Source organism: Paenibacillus sp. J22R3, assembly GCF_056269305.1.
Genome location: NZ_JBWDNS010000002.1, coordinates 786,913 through 807,457 on the forward strand (window position 1 = coordinate 786,913; position 20,545 = coordinate 807,457).

The 20,545-nt window shown below is 51.7% G+C and carries 17 protein-coding genes, 1 pseudogene and 4 riboswitches; of the genes and pseudogenes, 14 read left to right on the forward strand and 4 right to left on the reverse strand.

Annotation, left to right across the window (positions count from 1 at the left end; all coding sequences use genetic code 11):
• The 8 genes from AC0YN4_RS11650 (at position 1) to AC0YN4_RS11685 (ending at position 9,936) form a co-directional block, all read left to right on the forward strand.
• On the forward strand, positions 1-1,080 hold the full coding sequence (locus AC0YN4_RS11650) for a GerAB/ArcD/ProY family transporter (protein WP_475781883.1): 1,080 nt from the start codon (positions 1-3) through the stop codon (positions 1,078-1,080).
• The gene (locus AC0YN4_RS11655; protein WP_475781634.1) at positions 1,077-2,183 is read left to right on the forward strand and encodes a Ger(x)C family spore germination protein; all 1,107 of its coding nucleotides are present in this window, start codon (positions 1,077-1,079) and stop codon (positions 2,181-2,183) included. Before AC0YN4_RS11650 ends, AC0YN4_RS11655 begins: the two co-directional genes overlap by 4 nt.
• A gap of 117 nt (positions 2,184-2,300) precedes the next feature.
• Positions 2,301-3,158 carry an iron uptake system protein EfeO gene (gene efeO, locus AC0YN4_RS11660; protein WP_475835847.1) on the forward strand — a complete coding sequence of 286 codons (858 nt, stop codon included), beginning with the start codon at positions 2,301-2,303 and terminating at the stop codon, positions 3,156-3,158.
• A gap of 6 nt (positions 3,159-3,164) precedes the next feature.
• Positions 3,165-4,463 (forward strand): iron uptake transporter deferrochelatase/peroxidase subunit, encoded by a 1,299-nt coding sequence (gene efeB / locus AC0YN4_RS11665; protein WP_475781636.1) that lies wholly within the window; start codon positions 3,165-3,167, stop codon positions 4,461-4,463.
• Between the two features lie 17 nt (positions 4,464-4,480).
• On the forward strand, positions 4,481-6,295 hold the full coding sequence (locus AC0YN4_RS11670) for an FTR1 family iron permease (protein ID WP_475835848.1): 1,815 nt from the start codon (positions 4,481-4,483) through the stop codon (positions 6,293-6,295).
• A gap of 157 nt (positions 6,296-6,452) precedes the next feature.
• Complete coding sequence (locus tag AC0YN4_RS11675) at positions 6,453-7,145, forward strand: response regulator transcription factor (RefSeq protein ID WP_475781638.1); 693 nt, start codon at positions 6,453-6,455, stop codon at positions 7,143-7,145.
• A complete protein-coding gene (locus tag AC0YN4_RS11680; protein WP_475835849.1) occupies positions 7,138-8,466 on the forward strand; it encodes a sensor histidine kinase in 1,329 nt (442 codons plus the stop codon). The genes AC0YN4_RS11675 and AC0YN4_RS11680 overlap by 8 nt, the downstream gene beginning before the upstream one ends.
• Before the next feature lie 75 nt (positions 8,467-8,541).
• The gene (locus AC0YN4_RS11685) at positions 8,542-9,936 is read left to right on the forward strand and encodes a hypothetical protein (RefSeq protein WP_475835850.1); all 1,395 of its coding nucleotides are present in this window, start codon (positions 8,542-8,544) and stop codon (positions 9,934-9,936) included.
• Between the two features lie 194 nt (positions 9,937-10,130).
• Here the strand turns inward: AC0YN4_RS11685 and gcvPB are convergent, their stop codons facing one another.
• Genes gcvPB through gcvT form a run of 3 tightly spaced genes read right to left on the reverse strand, consistent with a single transcriptional unit; the run spans position 10,131 to position 14,121 of the window.
• On the reverse strand, positions 10,131-11,594 hold the full coding sequence (gene gcvPB / locus AC0YN4_RS11690; RefSeq protein ID WP_475781884.1) for an aminomethyl-transferring glycine dehydrogenase subunit GcvPB: 1,464 nt from the start codon (positions 11,592-11,594) through the stop codon (positions 10,131-10,133).
• A gap of 56 nt (positions 11,595-11,650) precedes the next feature.
• Complete coding sequence (gene gcvPA / locus AC0YN4_RS11695; protein WP_475781641.1) at positions 11,651-13,006, reverse strand: aminomethyl-transferring glycine dehydrogenase subunit GcvPA; 1,356 nt, start codon at positions 13,004-13,006, stop codon at positions 11,651-11,653.
• 5 nt (positions 13,007-13,011) lie between these two features.
• Positions 13,012-14,121 (reverse strand): glycine cleavage system aminomethyltransferase GcvT, encoded by a 1,110-nt coding sequence (gene gcvT / locus AC0YN4_RS11700; RefSeq protein WP_475781642.1) that lies wholly within the window; start codon positions 14,119-14,121, stop codon positions 13,012-13,014.
• Positions 14,122-14,221: 100 nt separating this feature from the next.
• A riboswitch (glycine riboswitch) is annotated at positions 14,222-14,319 on the reverse strand.
• A gap of 3 nt (positions 14,320-14,322) precedes the next feature.
• A riboswitch (glycine riboswitch) is annotated at positions 14,323-14,426 on the reverse strand.
• Positions 14,427-14,574: 148 nt separating this feature from the next.
• Positions 14,575-14,690: riboswitch (glycine riboswitch) on the forward strand.
• Between the two features lie 3 nt (positions 14,691-14,693).
• Positions 14,694-14,772, forward strand: a riboswitch (glycine riboswitch).
• A gap of 77 nt (positions 14,773-14,849) precedes the next feature.
• On the opposite strand from gcvT, the pseudogene AC0YN4_RS11705 reads away from it, so the two are divergent.
• From AC0YN4_RS11705 to AC0YN4_RS11730, 6 genes and pseudogenes are all read left to right on the forward strand, one after another.
• Positions 14,850-14,999 (forward strand): annotated as a pseudogene (locus AC0YN4_RS11705) (serine hydroxymethyltransferase); the annotation flags it as partial.
• A 40-nt stretch (positions 15,000-15,039) separates the two neighbouring features.
• On the forward strand, positions 15,040-15,432 hold the full coding sequence (gene gcvH, locus AC0YN4_RS11710; RefSeq protein WP_475781643.1) for a glycine cleavage system protein GcvH: 393 nt from the start codon (positions 15,040-15,042) through the stop codon (positions 15,430-15,432).
• Positions 15,419-16,342, forward strand: coding sequence for a lipoyl synthase (gene lipA / locus AC0YN4_RS11715; protein ID WP_475835851.1), 924 nt, complete (start codon positions 15,419-15,421; stop codon positions 16,340-16,342). Before gcvH ends, lipA begins: the two co-directional genes overlap by 14 nt.
• A complete protein-coding gene (lpdA, locus tag AC0YN4_RS11720) occupies positions 16,339-17,766 on the forward strand; it encodes a dihydrolipoyl dehydrogenase (protein WP_475835852.1) in 1,428 nt (475 codons plus the stop codon). Before lipA ends, lpdA begins: the two co-directional genes overlap by 4 nt.
• A gap of 5 nt (positions 17,767-17,771) precedes the next feature.
• Positions 17,772-18,635, forward strand: a complete 864-nt coding sequence (locus AC0YN4_RS11725) for a lipoate--protein ligase family protein (RefSeq protein WP_475781645.1) — start codon at positions 17,772-17,774, stop codon at positions 18,633-18,635.
• Positions 18,636-18,677: 42 nt separating this feature from the next.
• Positions 18,678-19,268: a hypothetical protein gene (locus AC0YN4_RS11730; RefSeq protein WP_475835853.1), complete on the forward strand. Its 591-nt coding sequence runs from the start codon at positions 18,678-18,680 to the stop codon at positions 19,266-19,268.
• A 146-nt stretch (positions 19,269-19,414) separates the two neighbouring features.
• On the opposite strand, the gene AC0YN4_RS11735 is transcribed toward AC0YN4_RS11730, so the two are convergent.
• Positions 19,415-20,470, reverse strand: a complete 1,056-nt coding sequence (locus AC0YN4_RS11735) for a LacI family DNA-binding transcriptional regulator (RefSeq protein ID WP_475781647.1) — start codon at positions 20,468-20,470, stop codon at positions 19,415-19,417.
• Between the last annotated feature and the right edge of the window lie 75 nt (positions 20,471-20,545).

A 20,545-nucleotide genomic window follows, 5' to 3' on the forward strand; every position in this document is an offset into this window, starting at 1 on the left:
ATGACAATAAGCAAATCCCAATTGTTTTTTATGATTGTCAAAACGCAGATTGGAATAGGCTTATTATCCTTGCCTTCTGATATTCAGGGCACAGCCAATGGAGATTCCTGGATTTCGGTTGTTATTGCCGGAGTTGTCATTCAGCTGGTGCTGCTCGTTTATTGGCGTCTGCTAAAAAAATATCCGGATGACACTTTAAGTGAAATTACGGTTCGCATGCTTGGACGATATATAGGGAAAGCGATCAACGTCGTTTATTATGGTTTCTTCGTGCTCATCGCGGCGTATGCCTGTTCACTTTACGTAGAGCTGATCAATACTTGGATGCTTCCATTGACGCCCGGATGGGTGCTGCTTCTGCTTATCGTTGGGACAAGCGTCTATTTGGCACTAGATAATTTGCGCGTCATCGCTCGGTTTTTTGTCTTTTCATCTATACTGTTTGTCGTGTTGATTCTGATCAGCATTTTGAACTTTAAGAGTGTCATGCATATTTCAAACATTTTACCTATAGGGCACTCGGGCATGATGCCAATTCTCAGCGGAAGTGAGAAAACGTTCTTCTCCATGCTCGGATTTGAGGTGACGCTGTTTTTCTACTCTCAAGTTCAAGGAAACCGGAAGGGCATGTTGCCTGTCATTTCGGCTGCCAATGGCTTTGTGACCTTGTTTTATACCTACTTTGTCCTTATCTGCTTGGTGGGATTGAGTCCAAAGGCGTTAGAGCAGGTGAGTCATCCGGTATTGTTTTTATTTAAAGGCTTGTACTTTCAGCTTTTTGATCGTTTAGATCTGATCTTCCTGGCCATTTGGATCATTCCGATGACGGCTACCATCGTTTCTTATTTATGTGTTGCCGGCAAAAGCCTCACGACCAAACGCGGCTCCTATCGAAAGCTTGTATGGTTCAGCGGGGGGATTGTCTTCGTTGCAGCCTGGTATATAACAAAAATCGAGAATATCCATCCCTTCAGTCAATGGCTGGAATATGGCTATTTGATCATGATTGCGGCGGTGCCGGTATTGCTCTGGTTCGCATCCTTCCTTGTTAAAACCAATGAAAAGGTCGGTTCAATATGAGAAGAAAGTGGCTTCTTACGGTTTGGATCTTGTTAGGCATAACGGTGCTGACAGGCTGCTGGGACAGCCAATACTTATCGACGAAGAAAATGGTAAACGGAATTAGCTTGGACAAGGACAAGGACAACCAAATACTGGTGACCGTTAGAACAGTCCAGCTCGATAGTAAAGGCGGCGGCCAATTTGATGTAAAGGACCAAGAGATGCGAGCAAGCGGGGCATCAACTGCCAGTACCGGCATGATAATAGATAGTATGCTTCCCGGCACCGTCGAAGCCAGTAAGACGCATGTTGTCATCATAGGGGAAGAACTCGCCAAACAAGGGATCAAGGTTCCCTTGGAGTACTTTTATAGGAATCCGAAAGGCTATCTGAATTCGAATATTCTAATAAGTAAGGGGCAAGCTGCCGAAGTATTATCTTTCAAGAAACTTGATAACAGTCCCATCGCATTTGGCATTAAACAATTGATTAATGGGGCTGAGCGCACGACGATCATTCCGAATCAAACGATGTATTCGATTTGGAGTCAAATGTTTGACCCGGGCGAAGATATGGTGCTGCCTTTCATTCAGAGAATAGAGAATAAAGCCTTGGTCATTGACAGTGTCGGTCTATTCGATGAGGATAAATTTACCGGTCAAACCTTGAGTAATGACGATAGTACATTGTTATTGCTCATGATCGGAAAGCTTAATAAATTTGCAAATATAGACATTCCGATAGAGCGGAGTTTACTTACCTATCAACCGCGCAAAATGAAGAGATCCATCCACTTGTCAGTCAATCAATCCACGTCCGAAATCGAATGCTTTGTGAAGGTAGACCTATATGGTGTCATTAGCAGTTATCCGAGCCATCTGGGACAGGAGGTAGATCGTGAACAGGTGAAGCAGGAAATTACCGCATACCTAAACAAGCGAGCCATAGGCGTAACAAACAAATTGCAGCAGGCGAATTGCGATGCGCTTGGTATCGGAAGAAAGCTTAAAGCCCATCATGCCAAGCTGTGGGAAACCATCGACTGGAAGAAAACATACAAGGAAATGAAGATAAAAACGGAAGTGCAGGTCCATATTGCAAATACGGGCATTATTAAATGATCGGTGATAAGGATGATCTCGCGTCATGGAGAGGTCATCTTTTTTTTTTTTTGCATTTACGATTGGCATTCACAGGCTTATAATGAGATTGATTATCATTACTAGGGGGATGCAAACATGAAAGTTTGGTATAGAGGTGCAGTTCTATTAACTGCGGCAGCAATCGTATTATCCGGTTGCGGTAAGAATGACAACAATGCTAACGCGTCCAAAGCAACCAATGCAGCTGCTGCGAATGGTGAAGGAGCAGTTGATCTAACGGAGGCGCAAGACCAATATCAGGCTTTCGGCATTGAGCAGTGTGATCTATTGATCGCGGATACGGAGAAGTTCGTAAATGCCGTCAAAGCGGGCAATATCGATGAGGCGAAGAAGCTTTATGCCCCTGCACGGATGTTTTATGAACGTATTGAGCCGATTGCAGAATCGCTTGGCGACTTCGATCCGAATATCGATGCGCGCGAAGGCGATGTGGCTGAAGCCGATTGGCGCGGATTCCACCGCATCGAGAAAGCGCTGTGGGTCGATAACTCTACGGACGGCATGACGGAGTATGCCGATCGACTTCTCAGTGATGTCAAAGCGCTTCGCGCATTGATGGAAACCGTTGAAGTAGACAGCACGATGCTCGTGACCGGCGCGGTAGAGCTGCTTAACGAGGTTTCCTCCTCGAAGGTAACAGGGGAAGAGGAACGTTATTCCCGCACGGATCTGTATGATTTTGTTGCGAACGTTCAAGGGGCGAAGAAAATTTATGAACTGTTGAAGCCTGCGCTTGCGCAGAAAGATGCGGATCTGGAGAAGCAAATCGGTGAACGCTTTACCGAATTGGAAGGCCTTCTCGATAAGTACAAGTCAGGCGACGGTTTTGTCTTGTTTACGGACTTAAAGGACGCGGATACCAAATCGCTGAGCCAATCGCTTGATGCACTTGCAGAGCCGCTTTCGCAGATGGGTACTATTTTGGGGGCGTAATTAGAGATGAAGGACCAGGAGAAGAAGAACCGTCCGGAAGACGGACAAAGCGGAATTTGGAAAAAACCAGTTAGCCGGCGCGATCTGCTCAAGATGGCCGGTATCGGCGGAGCCGGACTTCTGCTGGGCGGCCTCGGAACCGGCGGATTGCTGGAAGCAAGCAGTCGTCTGCGCGGCAACGAAACTACACAGTCCGAAGATGATATTGTTTCGTTCTACGGTACGAATCAAGCGGGCATTGCAACGCCTTCACAGGATTTTATTTGTTTTGCCGCATTTGATTTGCGGACGACGGATGTTGCGGATGTACGCGAGCTGTTCAAGAAGTGGACGGAAGCTTCCGGCGCAATGACTCGTGGACAATTAGTCGGAGAGCCCGTTCATGAGAATGAGCATGTACCGCCTACGGATACGGGGGAAGCCGCCGGACTGAATCCTTCTCGAACGACGATTACGTTTGGGGTAGGGCCAAGCTTCTTTGATGAACGATTCGGTCTTGCGGGGAAACGTCCGGCGAGCTTCGCTGAGCTGCCGCTCTTTAACGGGGATGCGCTCCGTGAGGAATGGACAGGCGGAGATATCGGCGTGCAAGTTTGTGCGAATGATCTGCAGGTTGCTTTCCATGCTATACGCAACCTCGCCCGCATAGCGCGAGGGAAGGCAGTTCTTCGGTGGACGCAGGAGGGCTTTCAACGTACCGGCCAAGCGGATCCGTCTGGCGCGACACCGCGAAATCTCATGGGGTTCAAGGATGGTACCGGCAATCCCGATATTCATGATGCGCAGACGATGAAAGAGGTCGTCTGGGCTGGGGCAGGCGATGGCGCTCCTTGGATGGCAGGGGGAAGCTACATGGTGGTAAGACGTATTCGGATACGCGTTGAAGTATGGGACCGTTCGACGCTGAAGGATCAAGAAGACACGTTCGGCCGACATCGGCACAGCGGAGCACCGATTGGTAGTCAGAAGGAAACGGATAAGCTCGATCTTGCGGCGAAGGATGAGAAGGGGAACCCGATCATTCCGATGGATGCCCACGTACGCCTTGCAAGAGGAGACAGTTCGATTCGGATTCTTCGGCGCTCCTATTCGTATTCTAGCGGTCTCGATAAGGTGACCGGACAATTGGATGCGGGCCTTCTGTTCATCAGCTATCAACGCGATATTGCCAAACAGTTCATTCCCATGCAGCAGCGGCTTGCAACCGACAAGCTGAACGAATATATCCTTCACCACGGGAGCGCGATATTCGCTTGTTTCCCCGGTGTCCGCAAAGGCGGCTATATTGGAGAGACGCTGCTGTGAGCGGAAGGGGAATAAAGATGAAGTCGAAGTTTAGTATACTCATGCATGAGATGAAACGGGGAGCAAGTTTGCTCCCTATTGTGCTTATTGCGCTTATGCTGTGGCTTCCACTGGGAAGTACAGCTATCGCGGCTGTTGAACAATCGCCGGTCGAACGAGTGCTTCCTTTGATCGGCGAAGCGCTTGTAGATATCGGTCAAGAGAAGTTTACGGAGGCACAGGACGCATTCACAGAGGCGAGTCAACTTTGGGAAGGCGTTCAGGCGGAGAATTCGGATCTGGCCGCGAATGTGAATTCTGCACTGGCTCATGCCAATATAGCTGTGGCTGCAGCGAAAGAAGATCCTGCTGCAGCGAAGAAAGCATTGGCAGCAGCAGCAAAGGCCGTCAATGCCTATGCGAAGGCATCCAGCGGCAAGACGCAAATGACCGGCCCTGATGCAGCAGCGACGTTGATCCCTCTATTGGAACAGTTGACTACGCACATTAAGGAAGCGTCCTGGTCTGCAGCGAATGCGGATTACAGACAGATCGACAGCGGCTGGAAGAAGATCGAGCAGCCGATTCGAGGCGACAACGTCATCGTTTATGGCTCACTTGAGACGAGCATGAGCATGATTCGGATTGCGCTTCGCTCGGACCCTCCGCGCGCAGCGCAAGCCGAAGCGGAAACCGCTGCTTTGCTGCAGCAGGTCAAGGATTATTCGTCAGGGAAGATTGCCAAGACAGCAGCAGATACGAGTTTAACGCTAACAGATGCTTTTGAAGTGCTGAATCAAGCGGAGGCGGATGCGAAGGCAGGTCATGCTGCGGAATCGAACGGACAGATGCAAGCTTTCATTCGCATGTGGCCGAGCGTAGAAGGAGAAGTCCAGCTGCGATCAGCCACTGTTTATCGCGATATCGAGAATCGGATGACAGAAGCTGCAGGCTACCTGGTGTCCGAGCCTCCCGAGACAGAGAAAGCCGGCGAGATCATCGCAGGCATGAAGGAACAATTGGCACCGATGCTGGAGGAGGCGAGTTACAACGCTTTCGATGCAGGAGCTATTTTGCTCAGAGAAGGGTTCGAGGCTATTCTAGTCTTGGCTGCCCTTATATCATATCTGAATAAAGCCGGTCATGCGGATAAACGTAAATGGATCTGGGGCGGTGCAGGCGCGGGGCTGCTGCTGAGCGCAATTATGGCAGTAGTACTGACCTATGCGGTTTCGCAGGCGATGTCAGGCACGATGCGTGAGAAGATTGAAGGCTTAAGCGGGCTCGCCGCCGTTCTCTTCATGCTGCTGGTCGGAAATTGGCTGCATAAGAAGTCCAATATACGCGCTTGGAATGCCTTTATCGATAAGCAGGTCGGAGGTGCCTTGGCACGAGGCAGCTTATGGTCCTTGTTTGTCGTATCGGGACTTTCCATCTTCCGAGAAGGCGCGGAAACGGCTATATTCTACGTCGGCATGGCCTCGTCTATCGAACCGGTGCAAATGCTGCTGGGGATCGCTGTGGCATTGGTATTGCTTCTAATTCTTGCTGTGCTGATGATTAAGTACAGCGTGAAGCTGCCGCTTCGCCCGTTCTTCTTCACGGCTTCGGCGTTCATCTATGTACTGGTGTTCCGGTTCATCGGCGAGAGCATTCATTCGCTTCAAGTCGCAACCTGGGTGCCGGCGCATTCCATTTCGAGAAGCATCTCGGTGAATGTCCTTGGCATCTACCCGACACTTGAAACGGTCATTCCGCAAGCTGCGCTGCTTCTATATTTGCTTATTCGTTATAGTTCCGACTTTATCATCGGTGCTCGCCGAGAAGGAACAACTAAAACCAGCTTGAAATAAACTTGAAAAAGCTTAATCCAATTCCTGAAAGGGGATATCGGATTAAGCTTTTTTCGTTATGGCTTTTTCAGAATTCTTTCATCTTTTGCAGGTATAATGATGGGAGCTATATTTTCGACAATGATAAAGGTTTACGTTTACATAGGAGGAACAGACGTTGCGGATATTGTTTGCGGAGGACGATGAGACGCTGGGGGAGCTGACAGAGCATCAACTGCTGCGGCGTTATCATGTTGTGGATTGGATGAAGGATGGTGCAGAAGCGCGTCAAGCGATGGCTCCCGGCCGATATGACGTCTATGTGCTGGATTGGATGCTTCCCGGTGCAACGGGTATGGATCTGATTCGTGCAGCTCGGAAGAAGGATGACCATACGCCGATTCTGCTGCTTACGGCGCGGGACGCGGTGCAGGATCGGGTAGAAGGATTACTCGCAGGTGCAGACGATTATATGATCAAGCCATTTGCGTTCGAAGAATTAGAAGCGCGGCTTCTGGCGTTGTTCCGACGACAAGAACGTGTTATTCAATCCGATTCCTTGCGAGTTGGCGAGCTGGTTGCCCATCTGAATCGATTCGAAGTGACGCGCGGTGGAGCAGCGATTACGTTAACCCGGCGTGAATTTCAGCTGCTTATCTGCTTGATGCGGCATGAAGGGCAGGTGCTGTCGCGCGAGCAGCTGCTGGATCAAGTCTGGGGTGTGGGAGCAGAGGTAACACTGAATACAGTGGATTCCACGGTCAAGCTGCTTCGCAAGAAAGTGGACGGGCCGTACGAGCATAAATGCATTCACAGCGTTTACGGCGCAGGCTACCGACTCTCGCAGAACGGCGGGGAGCATCATGTTTAAAAGAACGCAGACCAAGCTGACGCGGCAATTCTCAATCACGATCGGAATTATTCTTCTCCTTACCGTCTTCTTCGCGCATTGGATGGTCCAATATATCCTTACGTCGACGGAGAATAACCAGCTGCGGTCACTTAGTCATCAGTACGCCAAGGATCTTCAACAACTGCTGGATTCTCCGAAAGCGGCTGTACTGTTTGACCAAAATATGAATGACAAGAAGCTTAACGAGGCTTTCTCGCCGACGGGGCTGCAACTCAATCAGATGACTTGGCTTGTTTCGGCCCAAGGGGAAATTCTGCTTCAATCTCCAGGAGGTAAGAATGGCAGTCTTATTGCAAGTAACTTTCCCATTCTGCCGCTGCTTCCGAGTTTGTTAAGCAAGCCAGATGAAAAGTATCACAATGTGCGCTCTGATGGAAGAACGTTTCGTATTGGGGGGCTGACGATCAACGCCTCAACAGGAGATGAATATCGAGTGATCGTGGCGCAGGAGGTGACAAGCGACGTCGCCCTCCTTGTTCAATTGAGATGGGCGTTCGCAGGCTTTGCCCTCGTTATGCTGCTCGCTGGAGCCGCCGCCGGCTACTTGCTGGCAGGCCGGGCAATGGTTCCGATATTCAATGCTTACCGGCGCCAGGAGCAATTCACGGCAGATGCATCCCATGAACTGCGTACTCCGCTGAGCATATTAAGGTCCTCTGTGGAGGTGCTTAATGAACAGCGAGAGACGCTGCCGGAGTTTTACCGGAATGTACTCGTCAAATCCGGCAAAGAAATTCATCAATTGATCCGACTTGTCGATAATTTGCTGACGCTTGCGCGCAGCGAGAACGGACGGATTGAAATAATGAAGCGGCCTTTCTCCTTGCGCAGCATGGTTCTGCAAGTCCTGGAACAGCTGGAGCCGATTGCGCAGGGAAAGCAGGTGCGCTTGCATATAGCGGAAAGCTCCGAGACGGTGGAGAGGAAATTTTGCGGCGATGAGGTGCGAATCAGGCAGCTAATGTTCATTCTGGCGGAGAATGCGATTCAGTACAATCGGTCAGGGGGCACAGTAACCGTTGCTATCAAAAGCGGGCCGGATGAAGCCGCAATCACGGTAACCGATACCGGCATCGGCATTGCGAAGGAGCATTTAACCGGCATATTCGAGCGGTTTTATCGTTTAGATCAAGCGCGTTCTCGCCGATCGGAAGGAACAGGACTCGGGCTTGCCATCGCGAAGCAAATTGTACTGTCGCACAGAGGAAGATTGCAGGTGTGGAGTGAACCGGAGGTTGGCACTACATTTCGCGTGACGATGCCAAACGTTTCAGATTAGTTTCAGAATGTATCGATAGAATCAGTATTGTAACCGCCGATGGGCGGAATTAAGGTACAGGAGGTTATCATCAACATGAACAAGAAATGGAAGTTGGCCGGAGCGGCCATTGCACTGGCTGTAGCGATTCCGGTATCGGCCTATGCGGCAGCGGATGGGGCAAGCCAGAAGAACCCGGACAAGAAGTATCATGTGATTTCGATCAACAAAAGCGGTGTCAAATCGGAACGTAAGGATGCAAGAATTGACGTACTCGACATCGCGGTGAAGAAGCTCGGGCTGGATCAGGCGGCTATCGAGGCTGCGGCTAAAGATGGCAAATCACTCACCGATCTTGCGAAAGAGAAAGGGATCGCGATTCAGCCGATTATCGACGAATTGACTGCACAGCTGGTGGCAGAGATACAGAAGTCCCGAAGCTCCGAAGAGAACCTTACGGACGAGGAGAAGAACAATATTAATCTGAAAGTCACTACCGAAGTGAATCGGGTCGTCACCGTGCCGCTGTCTGAGCAGTTGAAGGATGACAAGCGCAATGCGGTATATATCGAAGAGCATGGCGGCATCGGAACCGACATCGCTGAATTGGCCATGACGAAGCTCGGTCTGGACAAAGCTGCCTTCGAGAAAGCAGTCAAAGATGGCAAATCACTCACCGATCTTGCGAAAGAGAAAGGGATCGCGATTCAGCCGATTATCGACGAATTGACTAAACAGCTGCTGGCAGGTATTCAGAAACCCAAAGATTCTGAGCAGTTGACCGCTGAGGAGAAGAGCAAGATTACGAAGAAGGTTGGCCTTGAGGCGAAGCGGATTGTATCCGAGCCATTGGCTGAACAGCTGAAGGCGGCTAAGCGTGAACGAGTTTATAAAGAGGATCACGGCGGGGTAGGCGTCGACGTAGCCCAAATTGCAATAACGAAGCTCGGTCTAGATAAAGAAGCCTATGTGAAGGCAGCCAATGCGGGCAAATCGCTCGCTGATCTTGCGAAAGAGAAAGGGATCGCGATTCAGTCGATTATCGATGAAGTGACTAATCAGCTCATGAGCGGCCTGCCAACTCCTGACGACTCCGGGAAACTGACGGATGAAGACAAGAGCAATAGGAAGAAGAAGATCAGCTTCGAGGCGGATCGGATTGTAAATGAGCCTCTGAATAAGCAAATGTCGGATGACAAGTATGGTCTCAATATAAAAGCAGCGATTGTGTTCCTTGGGCTGGATAAAGCCGCACTTGAGAAGCTTGTGAATTCCGGTAAATCACTTACCGAAATCGCTCAAGACAAAGGATTTACTCGTCAGCAGCTTATCGATGCTCTGCTTATTGATGTACAAGAGCAGCTGAAGAAGCTTGTGGATAAGAAACAACTAACGCAAGCAGAAGCCGATCAGGAAAAGAAGGATGCTCGTGCGTTCGTCGATAAGTTTGTCGATGAGAAGCTAAGCTTGAGTCCAGATCAGAAAAAATAGATCGACACCCAAGTAAAACATAGGAGCTGCAGATGCTGCAGTCTTTATGATCGGCGCGCGTCGAGAAGGAACGACAAAAACTAGCTTGAAATAGAAATGAAAGCTTAATCCAATCTTTTAGAAGAGATCGGATTAAGCTTTTTTCGTTATTGGCTTAGCTTTACACCCATCGGTTTTGTCCTATGCGCTGCTGATTAGCTGCACGCGCAGTTGAGAACCGGTTTGCGGGCGGCAGTCGTCTCGTCCAGTCGGCGTACGACGGTATTATAAGGTGCGCCTAGTACAATGGCTGGATTCGTGCGTGCTTCTTCGGCAATTTGGATCATCGTATCAATAAACCCGTCGAGTGTCTCTTTACTCTCTGTTTCGGTCGGTTCGATCATGATACATTCCTCGACGTTGAGCGGAAAATAGATGGTTGGCGGATGGTAACCGAAGTCGAGCAGCCGCTTGGCTACGTCTAACGTGCGGACGCCGTACTCCTTCAGGCCGCGGCCCGACATAACGAACTCATGCTTACAGACGCCGGGGTAAGGAAGCTCGAAATGAGGAGCGAGCCGGTGCATCATATAGTTGGCATTTAGAACCGCGCATTCCGAGACACGGCGGAGTCCTTCCGGTCCATAAGTCCGAATATACGTATAGGCCCGTACAAGAATGCCGAAGTTGCCGTAGAACGCTTTGACCCGGCCGATTGATTCAGGACGGTCGTAGTCAAAGTAATAGGTGCCGTCATCGCGTCTGGCTGCAAGAGGTTTGGGCAGAAACGGGATGAGCGTGCTCTTCACGCCGACAGGGCCGGCTCCCGGGCCGCCGCCGCCATGCGGCGTGCTCATCGTCTTGTGCAAATTAAGGTGGACAACGTCAAACCCCATGTCGCCGGGTCTGGTGATGCCCATGATCGCATTCGAATTCGCTCCGTCGTAATAGAGCAGACCGCCAGCCTCGTGGATAATCTCTGCGATCTCAACGATCTGTTCCTCGAACAGGCCGAGGGTGCTCGGATTTGTGAGCATGAGCGCGGCGGTATCCTTGCCGACAGCCGAGCGCAGCGCGCCTAGGTCAACCATGCCGTGCTCATTCGATTTGATTGTGATGGTTTCGAAGCCTGCGACGGTGGCACTGGCAGGATTCGTTCCGTGCGAGGAGTCCGGAACGATCACTTTGGTGCGCACATCGCCGCGGCTCTCATGATAAGCGCGAATCATCATGAGCCCGGTCCATTCGCCATGTGCGCCTGCAGCCGGCTGAAGTGTAACCTGATCCATGCCGGTCAGTGCAGCCAGGTCGTTCTGAAGCACATACATCAGCTCGAGTGCGCCTTGGATGCTCTCTTCCGGCTGATAGGGATGAATCTTAGCGAAGCCCGCGAAACGAGCGGTGTCTTCGTTGATTTTCGGATTATACTTCATCGTACAGGAGCCGAGCGGATAAAAGCCGTTATCGACGCCGAAATTGCGCCGGGACAGCTCGGTGTAATGACGGATTACGTCGACCTCGTAAACCTCGGGAAGCTGTGCAGGCGTTTGTCTTAGCATTGCGGCAGGAATGAAGGCAGAAGGATCCGATTCGGGTACGTCGCAAGGCGGGAGGGAATAAGCGACGCGCCCTGGTTTGCTGAGCTCGAATATCAGCGATTTGGCCGGTTTCAAAGACATGTTCCTCATATCGTTCTGTAGAGCAATGGTAGAATCACCATCATTTAAATGCGTAGTCATGCCATTTCCTCCAGTCTCATGACAAAGTTATCGATTTCCGCGCGCGTACGTTTCTCCGTCACAGCAATTAACATATGTCCTTGCAGCTCCGGATAGGCAAACGCAAGATCGCAGCCACCGAGGAAGCCGGCTGCAAGCAGCTTCAGATTCGCTTCCTTTACGGAAACGTTGGTCGGCAGCTTCACGACAAATTCATTAAAGAACGGAGCGGAGAAGGGGAGTTCGAAGCCGCGTTTTGCAAACTGATCGGCTGTATAATGGGCTTTCTGTAAATTCAAGTTAGCGGCCTCGCGCAAGCCCTCTTTGCCCATCGTCGACAAGTAGATCGAAGCACATAGAGCAAGCAATGCTTGATTCGAGCAGATGTTGGACGTCGCTTTCTCCCGCCTTATATGCTGCTCCCGAGCTTGCAGCGTCAGAACAAAGCCGCGCTTTCCGTCGATATCCGTGGTCTGGCCGACAATCCTACCCGGCATTCGCCGCATCAGCGGCTCAGTGACGGCGAAGAAGCCGCAGGTCGGTCCTCCGAGCGATTGCGAGATGCCAAGCGGCTGCGCATCGCCGACGACAATGTCGCTTCCGAGCTTACCCGGTGTCTCCAGCAAACCGAGCGACATGGGATTGCTGCTAACGACAAGCAGTCCTTTAACATGGTGAATGATTGGCTCGATGGCGGCCAGATCCTCGACTGCGCCGAAGAAATTCGGTGATTGCACAAGCACGGCTGCGGTCTTGTCGTCTACGGCTGCCTGTAGGGCGTTCAGATCTGTAACGCCGTTCGCATAGCCTACTTCGACAATGTCCAGGTTTAGGCCGCGCGCCATTGTGCGGACCATCTCTCGGGCTTCCGGATGGACGGTGCGCGAGATGACGATCCGGTTTCGCTTCGTTGCTCCTGCAGCCAAGGCGCCTGCTTCGGCTAAGGCGGTAACGCCGTCATACATACTTGCGTTTGCGACAGCCATGCCAGTCAACTCGCAAATGTACGATTGGAACTCGAAGATGGCTTGAAGCTCGCCTTGGCTGATCTCCGGCTGGTAAGGCGTATAAGCCGTATAAAATTCAGAGCGAGAGATCATATGATTGATAACGACAGGCAAGTGGTGATCATAGATTCCCGCACCAAGAAAGCTTTTGTAACGGTCGGTGTCGGCGTTGCGGCCGGCAAGCTCCTTCATATGCTCAAGCAGGGAGAACTCGTCGAGCGCGGAGGACATCGGCATCGTACCGCGGTAACGAATGGATTCCGGAATGTCTCGGAACAGCTCTTCGATCGATGCTGCGCCGATCGTTGCGAGCATATCGGATTGGTCTTGATCGGTTACGGGAATGTAGCGGTGTAAATTAGCCATGAATTTCACTCCTTAGGAAGTCTTTTATAAAATGGGGTCTTTATGACTTTCGCCTTTAACTGTTTACCGCGAATTTCAACTGTCAGTTCGGTGCCGAGAGCGGCAAAGTTCGCATCGATCAAAGCGAGGCCGAGGTTACGCTTCAGCGTCGGCGATTGTGTGCCTGTCGTGACGGTTCCGATTAATGTACCGTTTCCGTAGACAGGATAATGCGAGCGGGGGATGCCGCGGTCAATCAGCTCGATGCCGACAAGCTTGCGGGACAGTCCCTCTTCCTTCTGCTTGACCAGCGCTTCTCGGCCGATAAAGTCCTCTTTGTCGAGCTTGACGAAGAAGCTGACTCCGGCCTCAAGAGGCGTGATGGTGTTCGAGAGCTCTTGACCGTATAGCGGCAAACGCGCCTCAAAGCGTAAAGTGTCACGAGCGCCGAGTCCGGAAGGGATTAAGCCGAACGGTTCGCCGGCTGTGAGCAGGCTTTTCCAGACGTCGCCGGCTCGGCCTGCCTGAACATATAGTTCGAAACCATCCTCGCCCGTGTAGCCGGTTCGCGAAATTAACGCATTCACTCCCGCGAGTGAGGTGCTTGTTGCGAATCGGAAAGAAGGGAGTTCGAGGATGTCGGCATCGGCGCCGGCGGCAGCCATGATAGCAGCGGCTGATGGTCCCTGCAAGGCGAGAAGGGCCAGCTTATCGGAGATATTCTCGAGCAGGACATCCCCGATTAAATGATCTCGCATCCATTCGTAATCTTTATCGATGTTCGAAGCGTTCACGACGACCATGAACTGATCGGCCGTGATCCGATAGACAAGCAAGTCGTCGACGACGCCTCCATCCGGATAACACATGAGTGTGTATTGCGCTTGGCCGTCGGCGAGCTTAGTGACGTCATTCGTCGTCAACAGCTGCAAGAAGCGCTCCGCGAATAGGCCTGTCACCTTGAATTCTCCCATATGGGAGACATCGAATAGACCGGCGCGCTGCCGAACAGCGTCGTGTTCTTTCTGTATGCCGGAGAACTGGACGGGCAGCTCCCATCCGCCGAAATCAATGCAGCGGACCTCCGGATGAGCGGCATAGAGCGGGTACAACGGGGTTCTTTTCAAATCGGCCATTCTTAACTCTCCTCCTCGAATTCGTGATCGTAACGCAAAGAAGGACAGCAGCAAAAAGGACAGCGCATTCTCAGCCGAAGCTGCCTGCGTTTCCTTTTTGCTCTGTCCTTTGTACCTGAGAGTTACCCTATGTCCGTAAGAAAAGAAGGGACATAAGTTTCCCCGTGGGTGATCCCGCGAACGGGATGCTCTCCAGAGGCGCGTCCGATAAAGGTCCTTTTGCCTGAGAGATTCACCTATGTGAGGTTTACTCCTTCGGCGCCGCCGGAATCTTGCTTGTTGGCGATCTCTCCCATTATCATCATCCGCATATTTAGTTGTTATCCTCTATTCTTACACAGTAATGATAGGTTTTGTCAACATAAGTATTTATGATGTTAATATTTTGTTAGATATATTGACATGAATAATAATTCTGATTTAAGCTAAACGCATCAACAACCGAATAAGCGGTTGACGATGGCAGGGAGAGACTGAAGGAGCGAATCGCTCTGGAGGCACCGAAGGAGCAAGTCGACGGCCGGCCGGCTGAAGATTAATCTCTCAGGTAAACGTACCGCCATTCGACGCAACTCTGGAGAGAGCGAATAGCCACCAAAGGGGTAAGAGCGGTTCTTGAACCGTTTAAACTCTCAGGTACCCGGGACAGAGAACTTGGCGAATAGCCGGTTCTCTGTCTCTTTTTATTGCTTTACCGGCATTAAAGGAGGGAGCGGGGTTATACATTTATTTTTCCAAGCATTCAAGGCGGACCGCTTATGCATATCATTGCGGCTAAGGCCGTATGCTTCGGCGAGGCGATAAATCCTTCTTTTAAAGCATATGCAGCAATGATCCTCAATAACGCCTGGACGCTGCAGGAATCGCAAGAGACGGATAACCGCAATTACCTACCATATAACGGAAAGGATGTTGAACATGAGTGAAGTGAGAGCAGGATTGGGATATACAGAGGAGCATGAATGGGCTGAGGCGCGAGGAGCCATCATTCGAATTGGGATTTCGGATTTTGCGCAATGTCAGTTAGGCGACATTGTGTTCGTGGAATTCCCGGAAGTGGGGGTAACGCTTGAGGCGAACGAGCCGATGGGGACGATCGAGTCGGTAAAGACAGTATCCGATCTGTTCAGCCCTGTTAGCGGAACTGTCGTGAAAGTGAACGAGGAATTGCTGGACGAACCGCAAAAAGTGAACGAGGACCCGTACGGAGAAGGCTGGATTATCGAGGTCGAGGTGGAGGGCGAAGCGGCGGAAGTGGTGGCCGCGCTTTGGAGCGCTGAGCGATACGCGGCGTTCGTTGCATCCAAATAAGGAGGTGCGCAAGATGCCGAAGCCTAGGGAACGCAAGCCGGAGTGGCTGAAAATATCGCTTCATACAGGAGACGGATACCAAGAGATCAAATCGATGATGCGCGGCCGCCAGCTGCACACGGTGTGCGAGGAGGCGAAATGCCCGAATATATTCGAGTGTTGGAGTCAGCGGACGGCAACATTCATGATTTTGGGGAGAATCTGCACGCGCGCCTGTCGGTTCTGCGCCGTAAACTCGGGCCAGCCGACAGAGCTCGATCTGGAGGAGCCCCGGCATGTGGCGCAATCCGTCAACGAGATGGGACTTGCGCATGTCGTCATCACTTCCGTCGCCCGTGACGATCTGAATGATCACGGTGCAGCGATGTTTGCTGCGACCATTGTGGCTGTGCGCTTGGAAAACCCGCTAACGAGCATCGAAGTGCTAATTCCGGATTTCGGCGGTGACGCCAACCGGCTCGCTGCCTTGCTGGAGGCGAAGCCGGACGTGCTGAATCACAATCTCGAGACGGTGAGACGGCTTTCGGACAAAGTGCGTGCAAAGGCCAAATATGACCGTTCATTGTCCGTGCTGCGCATGGCCAAAGAACTCCGTCCTAGTCAGACGACGAAATCCGGATTGATGGTCGGGCTAGGGGAGGAGCAGGAAGAACTTATTGAAGCCATGCGTGATTTGCGAGAAGCCGGATGCGATATTTTGACGATTGGGCAGTATTTGCAGCCGACTTCCAAGCATATGGATGTCGTTCGCTATTATCATCCAACGGAATTCGAAGTACTCAAGCAGGCGGGACTTGCGCTTGGCTTCGCCCATGTCGAGGCAGGGCCGCTCGTCCGAAGTTCCTATCACGCCCGCGAACAAGTCGAGCGCGCGAAGACAGCCAGTGCCGCAGGGGGAGTGTTACTATGAACGACTATGATATCGTTATTTTGGGTGGCGGCCCCGGCGGTTATGTAGCCGCCATCCGAGCTGCCCAGTTGGGCAAACGCATTGCGCTGGTCGAGAAAGAGAAGCTGGGCGGCACTTGTCTGCATAAGGGCTGCATTCCCAGCAAAGCGCTGCTGCGCAGCGCGGAGCTCTATGAGACCATGAAGCGCAGCTCAAGCTTCGGCATCCGCGTGCACGGGGTAGAACTTGATTACAGTGGTGTGCTAGCGCGCAAGGATAGTATCGTTGAGCGGCTCGAAAGCGGTGTGCGTTTCCTGATGAATAAGAACAAGATCGATGTCTATGAAGGCATGGGTATGATTGCAAATACTGCAATTACGAGCGATCGCAATGGCGTTATAGAAGTAAAAGGCAGCGGCAAAGCGGAAGGTGAACCACCAATAAGCATCGGCTATCGTGACCTCATTGTGGCTACGGGATCACGTCCCCGTCGTATCCCCGGGTTGCCGGTAAACGAGCGGATTATGAGCAGTGATGAAGCACTTGCCATGGAAGCCGTCCCGGCTTCGATTGTAATCGTCGGAGGCGGCGTCATTGGCGTTGAATGGGCTTCGATGTTGAACGATTTCGGCGCGCAAGTAACAATCGTCGAAGCGGCAGATCGGATCGTGCCAACAGAGGATGAGGACTTGTCCCGCGAACTGGCGCGTCTGTTCACGAAACGCAGGATCAAAACGTTGACAGGCGCAATGCTGCTTCCGGACAGCGTTCTGGCGGACGATGGAGGCGTGATCTTGCAGGTCTCGCGGGGAGGCAAGATCGAGACGCTTATGGCAGATCGTATGCTTGTTTCTGTTGGACGAGCGGCGAATATTGAAGGCTTCGGTCTCGAACGAACGGAGGCGCGGATCGAGCAGGGGGTCATCGCCGTTGACCGATCGATGCGGACGAACGATCCCCATGTCTATGCAATCGGCGATGTCGTCGGCGGTTTGCAGCTCGCTCATGTTGCTAGTCATGAAGGACTGGTGGCGGCAGAGAGCATCTGCGGTCTTGACGCTCATTCGCCTGAGGCTGTCTCCGTTCCGAAATGCATATACAGCCGTCCCGAGCTTGCTAGTGTCGGACTATCTGAGCAGGCTGCGGTTGAAAACGGGCATTCGGTCAAAATAGGCAAGTTTTCGTTCAAGGCGATTGGCAAAGCGCTGGTTTTAGGCGACTCCGACGGCTTTGTTAAAGTTGTTGCGGACGAGAATACCGGTGATGTCCTTGGCGTTCACATGATCGGACCGCATGTGACGGACTTCATCGGCGAAGCATCGCTTGCGCAGCTGTTGAAGGCAACTTCGATGCATATCGGCCGAATGATTCATCCGCATCCGACGCTCTCCGAAATTATCGGCGAAGCCATGCTCGAGGCCGACAACCTGGCTCTGGGGATGTGACTGCGATGTGGAGGTTCGTACACACGGGGAATCGGACGCCGGCAGAGAACATGGCAATCGATGAAGCGATCGTCGTTGCTCATGAACGGGGACTTGTACCGCCAACCGTTCGATTCTACGGCTGGAGTCCTGCGACATTGTCCATTGGCTGTTTCCAGAAGGCTGCCGAAGAGGTTGACTTTGATGCTTTGCACAAGCATGGCCTCGGCTTCGTCCGGCGGGCAACCGGCGGACGCGCGGTGCTTCACGATCAAGAGCTCACCTATAGCCTCATCGTCTCCGAGAATTATCCCGGCATTCCGAGCAGCGTAGTTGAAGCCTATCGCGTGCTCAGCATGGGACTGCTGTTTGGCTTTCGCGAGTTAGGTTTAGCCGCGAACATGTCGGGTATGGAAGACTTTGAGGCTGATGTTATCGCGGATCCATCCACGTGCAGTGCTTCGAGAGGAAAGGTGATGTCGGCTGCCTGTTTCGATGCTCCTTCCAAGTATGAGCTTGTCGTTGAAGGCAAAAAAATCGCGGGAAGCGCACAAATGCGAACCAAAGGAGTCATCCTCCAGCACGGCTCCGTCCTTATTGAACTGGATGCTGACCTGTTATACGATGTTTTGCGTTTCGACGACGAGACGGAAAAAAGGCTGATGAAAAAAGTATTCGAGCGCAAAGCAGTCGCGATAAATACCTGTCTGCGCCGGAAAGGGGAGCTGCCGCTAATGATTTCGGATGTGGAAGAAGCTTTTCGCATCGGATTTGCTCAAGGTCTGGAAACCGAACTCATCTACGGCGCCTTAACGGAGTTTGAAACGGAATTGGCCAACCGGCTTGCGGTAGATAAATATGGCGCTGACGGTTGGAATCTTCGAAGATAAACGGAGGATGATCGGATGAAGCCTATACGACGGCATTCAGCTATGACTAATCTGCATGGACCGCGGCATCGCCGGCTTCTAATCGCGCTTTTCGCCTCCCATTTCTTCTGCACGGTACTATTTGTTTCTGCGGGGTATGCGCTATCGGAGGGCTTCAACCTATCTCCGATTTCGATAGGTTTGAACCTCATTACCGGCATCATGCTATGTGTTGGAGCCTACATTCCGGATAATATGCTCGCTCGATCAGCTTGGTCTTCCATCCCTATTGGATTGTTGCTATGCATGTTCGCGTCGATTTGTCTACTATCTTGGGGCGGCAGCGACTCATCCGTCATCACCTTTGCGGTGTCCTGCGCAGGCTTCGGCTTTGCGGTGGTGAATCTTGGCGTGTCTTCCGAGAAGGCTGAGGTTCAGCTGCAAGGGCTCCCTGACGGATTCAATCATAAAATGGTCAGTTCGCGGCTACTAGGCCTTGCCAGCGGCTTCGCAATCTCGGCGCTATTCGCGATTGTGCAATGGGGAAGCTTTCATATCGGACTCATGCGGCTGGTTAACGGCTGCGCGTTCTGTCTGCTTGCTGTCTGTTTCATATTCATATCCAAAATTAGCTGGGATCGTTCTTGGGAGTAAGCAGAACAGACGAAGAGGGAGCAGATTTCGATTGACAAGCGTATTTACAGAATGAAGCCCGCGGATTTCCGCGGGCTTCATTCGTATTTGTCGGATCGCGCGTTAAGGAAATGCAACAGATCTCTTCTGAATAAAGCGACCTAGTGTTAATGATTCGTTCGTCCGCCGACATGAAGGATGGACGCGACCAAATTGTCATGATCCTGTTCACTTACGCCGCCTGAGAAACCGCAAGACTGCCTGGCAATAAGCTGGGTAGGCAGGATAATGACGTCCTCTTCCTTGCGAGCATTAAAGACGAGCTGGGTGGCAATGGCGCCAACCTCAAATTTGGAATGGCCGATTGTCGACAAAGCAGGCCTGATTAGCGGGGCGAGATTAATGTTGTCGAATCCGACTATCGCAATATCTTCAGGTACACGAAGCCCTGCTTCGTGCAAGGCTCGAATGGCGCCAATCGCCATCTCATCATTAGCTGCGAATATCGCATCCGGCAGCCGTTTGCTTGCTATTAGGAGCTTGACCGCTTGATAACCGCCGGCTTCGAGGAATCGGCCGTGCATCGCAATCCGCTTGGGGACGGGCAGGTCATGTTCGAGCAAGGCGCGTTTGTAGCCCTCGTATCGCTGCGTATTATCGAAGGCAGCCGTCGGTCCGCTCAGAAACTCAATATTGCGCCGTCCCAGCTTGATCAGATGCGTGACTGCATCATAACCGCCTTGCTCATTGGTAATGAGGACATTATGTACATAATCTCCACGTAACTCTCTATCCAGAACGACAATGGGGAAAGATTCCGACGCTACTTGAAGAATGAGGCTGTCGCTGATCGCTGTACCCATAACGATGGCACCATCAACGAATTTTTCTCTTAAGAAACGATGTGCAGAGCTGTTCTCGCCGCCATAGGTACTGCAGACGATCAAATTGTAATCATGTGAGGCTACAATTTCTTGGACGCCTTCAATGACTTGGCTGTAGAAAGGACCGCCAAGATCGTTCAGGAATAGTCCGATCGTCTCGCTTTTGCGTTTCTTCAAATTACGAGCAGCCCCGCTTGGACGGAAATTAAGTGCCTCAGCGGCCCGAACGACTTTACGGCGTGTCTCTTCACTGATCTTAGGCGAGTTATTCAGTGCGTAGGAGACGGTCGAAACGGCAACGCCCGCCATCTTCGCTACATCCTTGATTGTAGCTGACATGTTATCCTCCCGGTCGAATACGAATTTTAGAAAAATGAATGAAAGAAGGTTAACAATTTCGTCATATGTAATGGT

Bases quoted from the DNA above. Each gene is read 5' to 3' on its own strand.
- AC0YN4_RS11650 (WP_475781883.1), top strand. From the start codon at position 1: ATGACAATAAGCAAATCCCAATTGTTTTTTATGATTGTCAAAACGCAG.
- AC0YN4_RS11655 (WP_475781634.1), top strand. From the start codon at position 1,077: ATGAGAAGAAAGTGGCTTCTTACGGTTTGGATCTTGTTAGGCATAACG.
- efeO (WP_475835847.1), top strand. From the start codon at position 2,301: ATGAAAGTTTGGTATAGAGGTGCAGTTCTATTAACTGCGGCAGCAATC.
- efeB (WP_475781636.1), top strand. From the start codon at position 3,165: ATGAAGGACCAGGAGAAGAAGAACCGTCCGGAAGACGGACAAAGCGGA.
- AC0YN4_RS11670 (WP_475835848.1), top strand. From the start codon at position 4,481: ATGAAGTCGAAGTTTAGTATACTCATGCATGAGATGAAACGGGGAGCA.
- AC0YN4_RS11680 (WP_475835849.1), top strand. From the start codon at position 7,138: ATGTTTAAAAGAACGCAGACCAAGCTGACGCGGCAATTCTCAATCACG.
- AC0YN4_RS11685 (WP_475835850.1), top strand. From the start codon at position 8,542: ATGAACAAGAAATGGAAGTTGGCCGGAGCGGCCATTGCACTGGCTGTA.
- gcvPB (WP_475781884.1), bottom strand. From the start codon at position 11,594: ATGTCTTTGAAACCGGCCAAATCGCTGATATTCGAGCTCAGCAAACCA.
- gcvPA (WP_475781641.1), bottom strand. From the start codon at position 13,006: ATGGCTAATTTACACCGCTACATTCCCGTAACCGATCAAGACCAATCC.
- gcvT (WP_475781642.1), bottom strand. From the start codon at position 14,121: ATGGCCGATTTGAAAAGAACCCCGTTGTACCCGCTCTATGCCGCTCAT.
- gcvH (WP_475781643.1), top strand. From the start codon at position 15,040: ATGAGTGAAGTGAGAGCAGGATTGGGATATACAGAGGAGCATGAATGG.
- lpdA (WP_475835852.1), top strand. From the start codon at position 16,339: ATGAACGACTATGATATCGTTATTTTGGGTGGCGGCCCCGGCGGTTAT.
- AC0YN4_RS11725 (WP_475781645.1), top strand. From the start codon at position 17,772: ATGTGGAGGTTCGTACACACGGGGAATCGGACGCCGGCAGAGAACATG.
- AC0YN4_RS11730 (WP_475835853.1), top strand. From the start codon at position 18,678: ATGACTAATCTGCATGGACCGCGGCATCGCCGGCTTCTAATCGCGCTT.
- AC0YN4_RS11735 (WP_475781647.1), bottom strand. From the start codon at position 20,470: ATGTCAGCTACAATCAAGGATGTAGCGAAGATGGCGGGCGTTGCCGTT.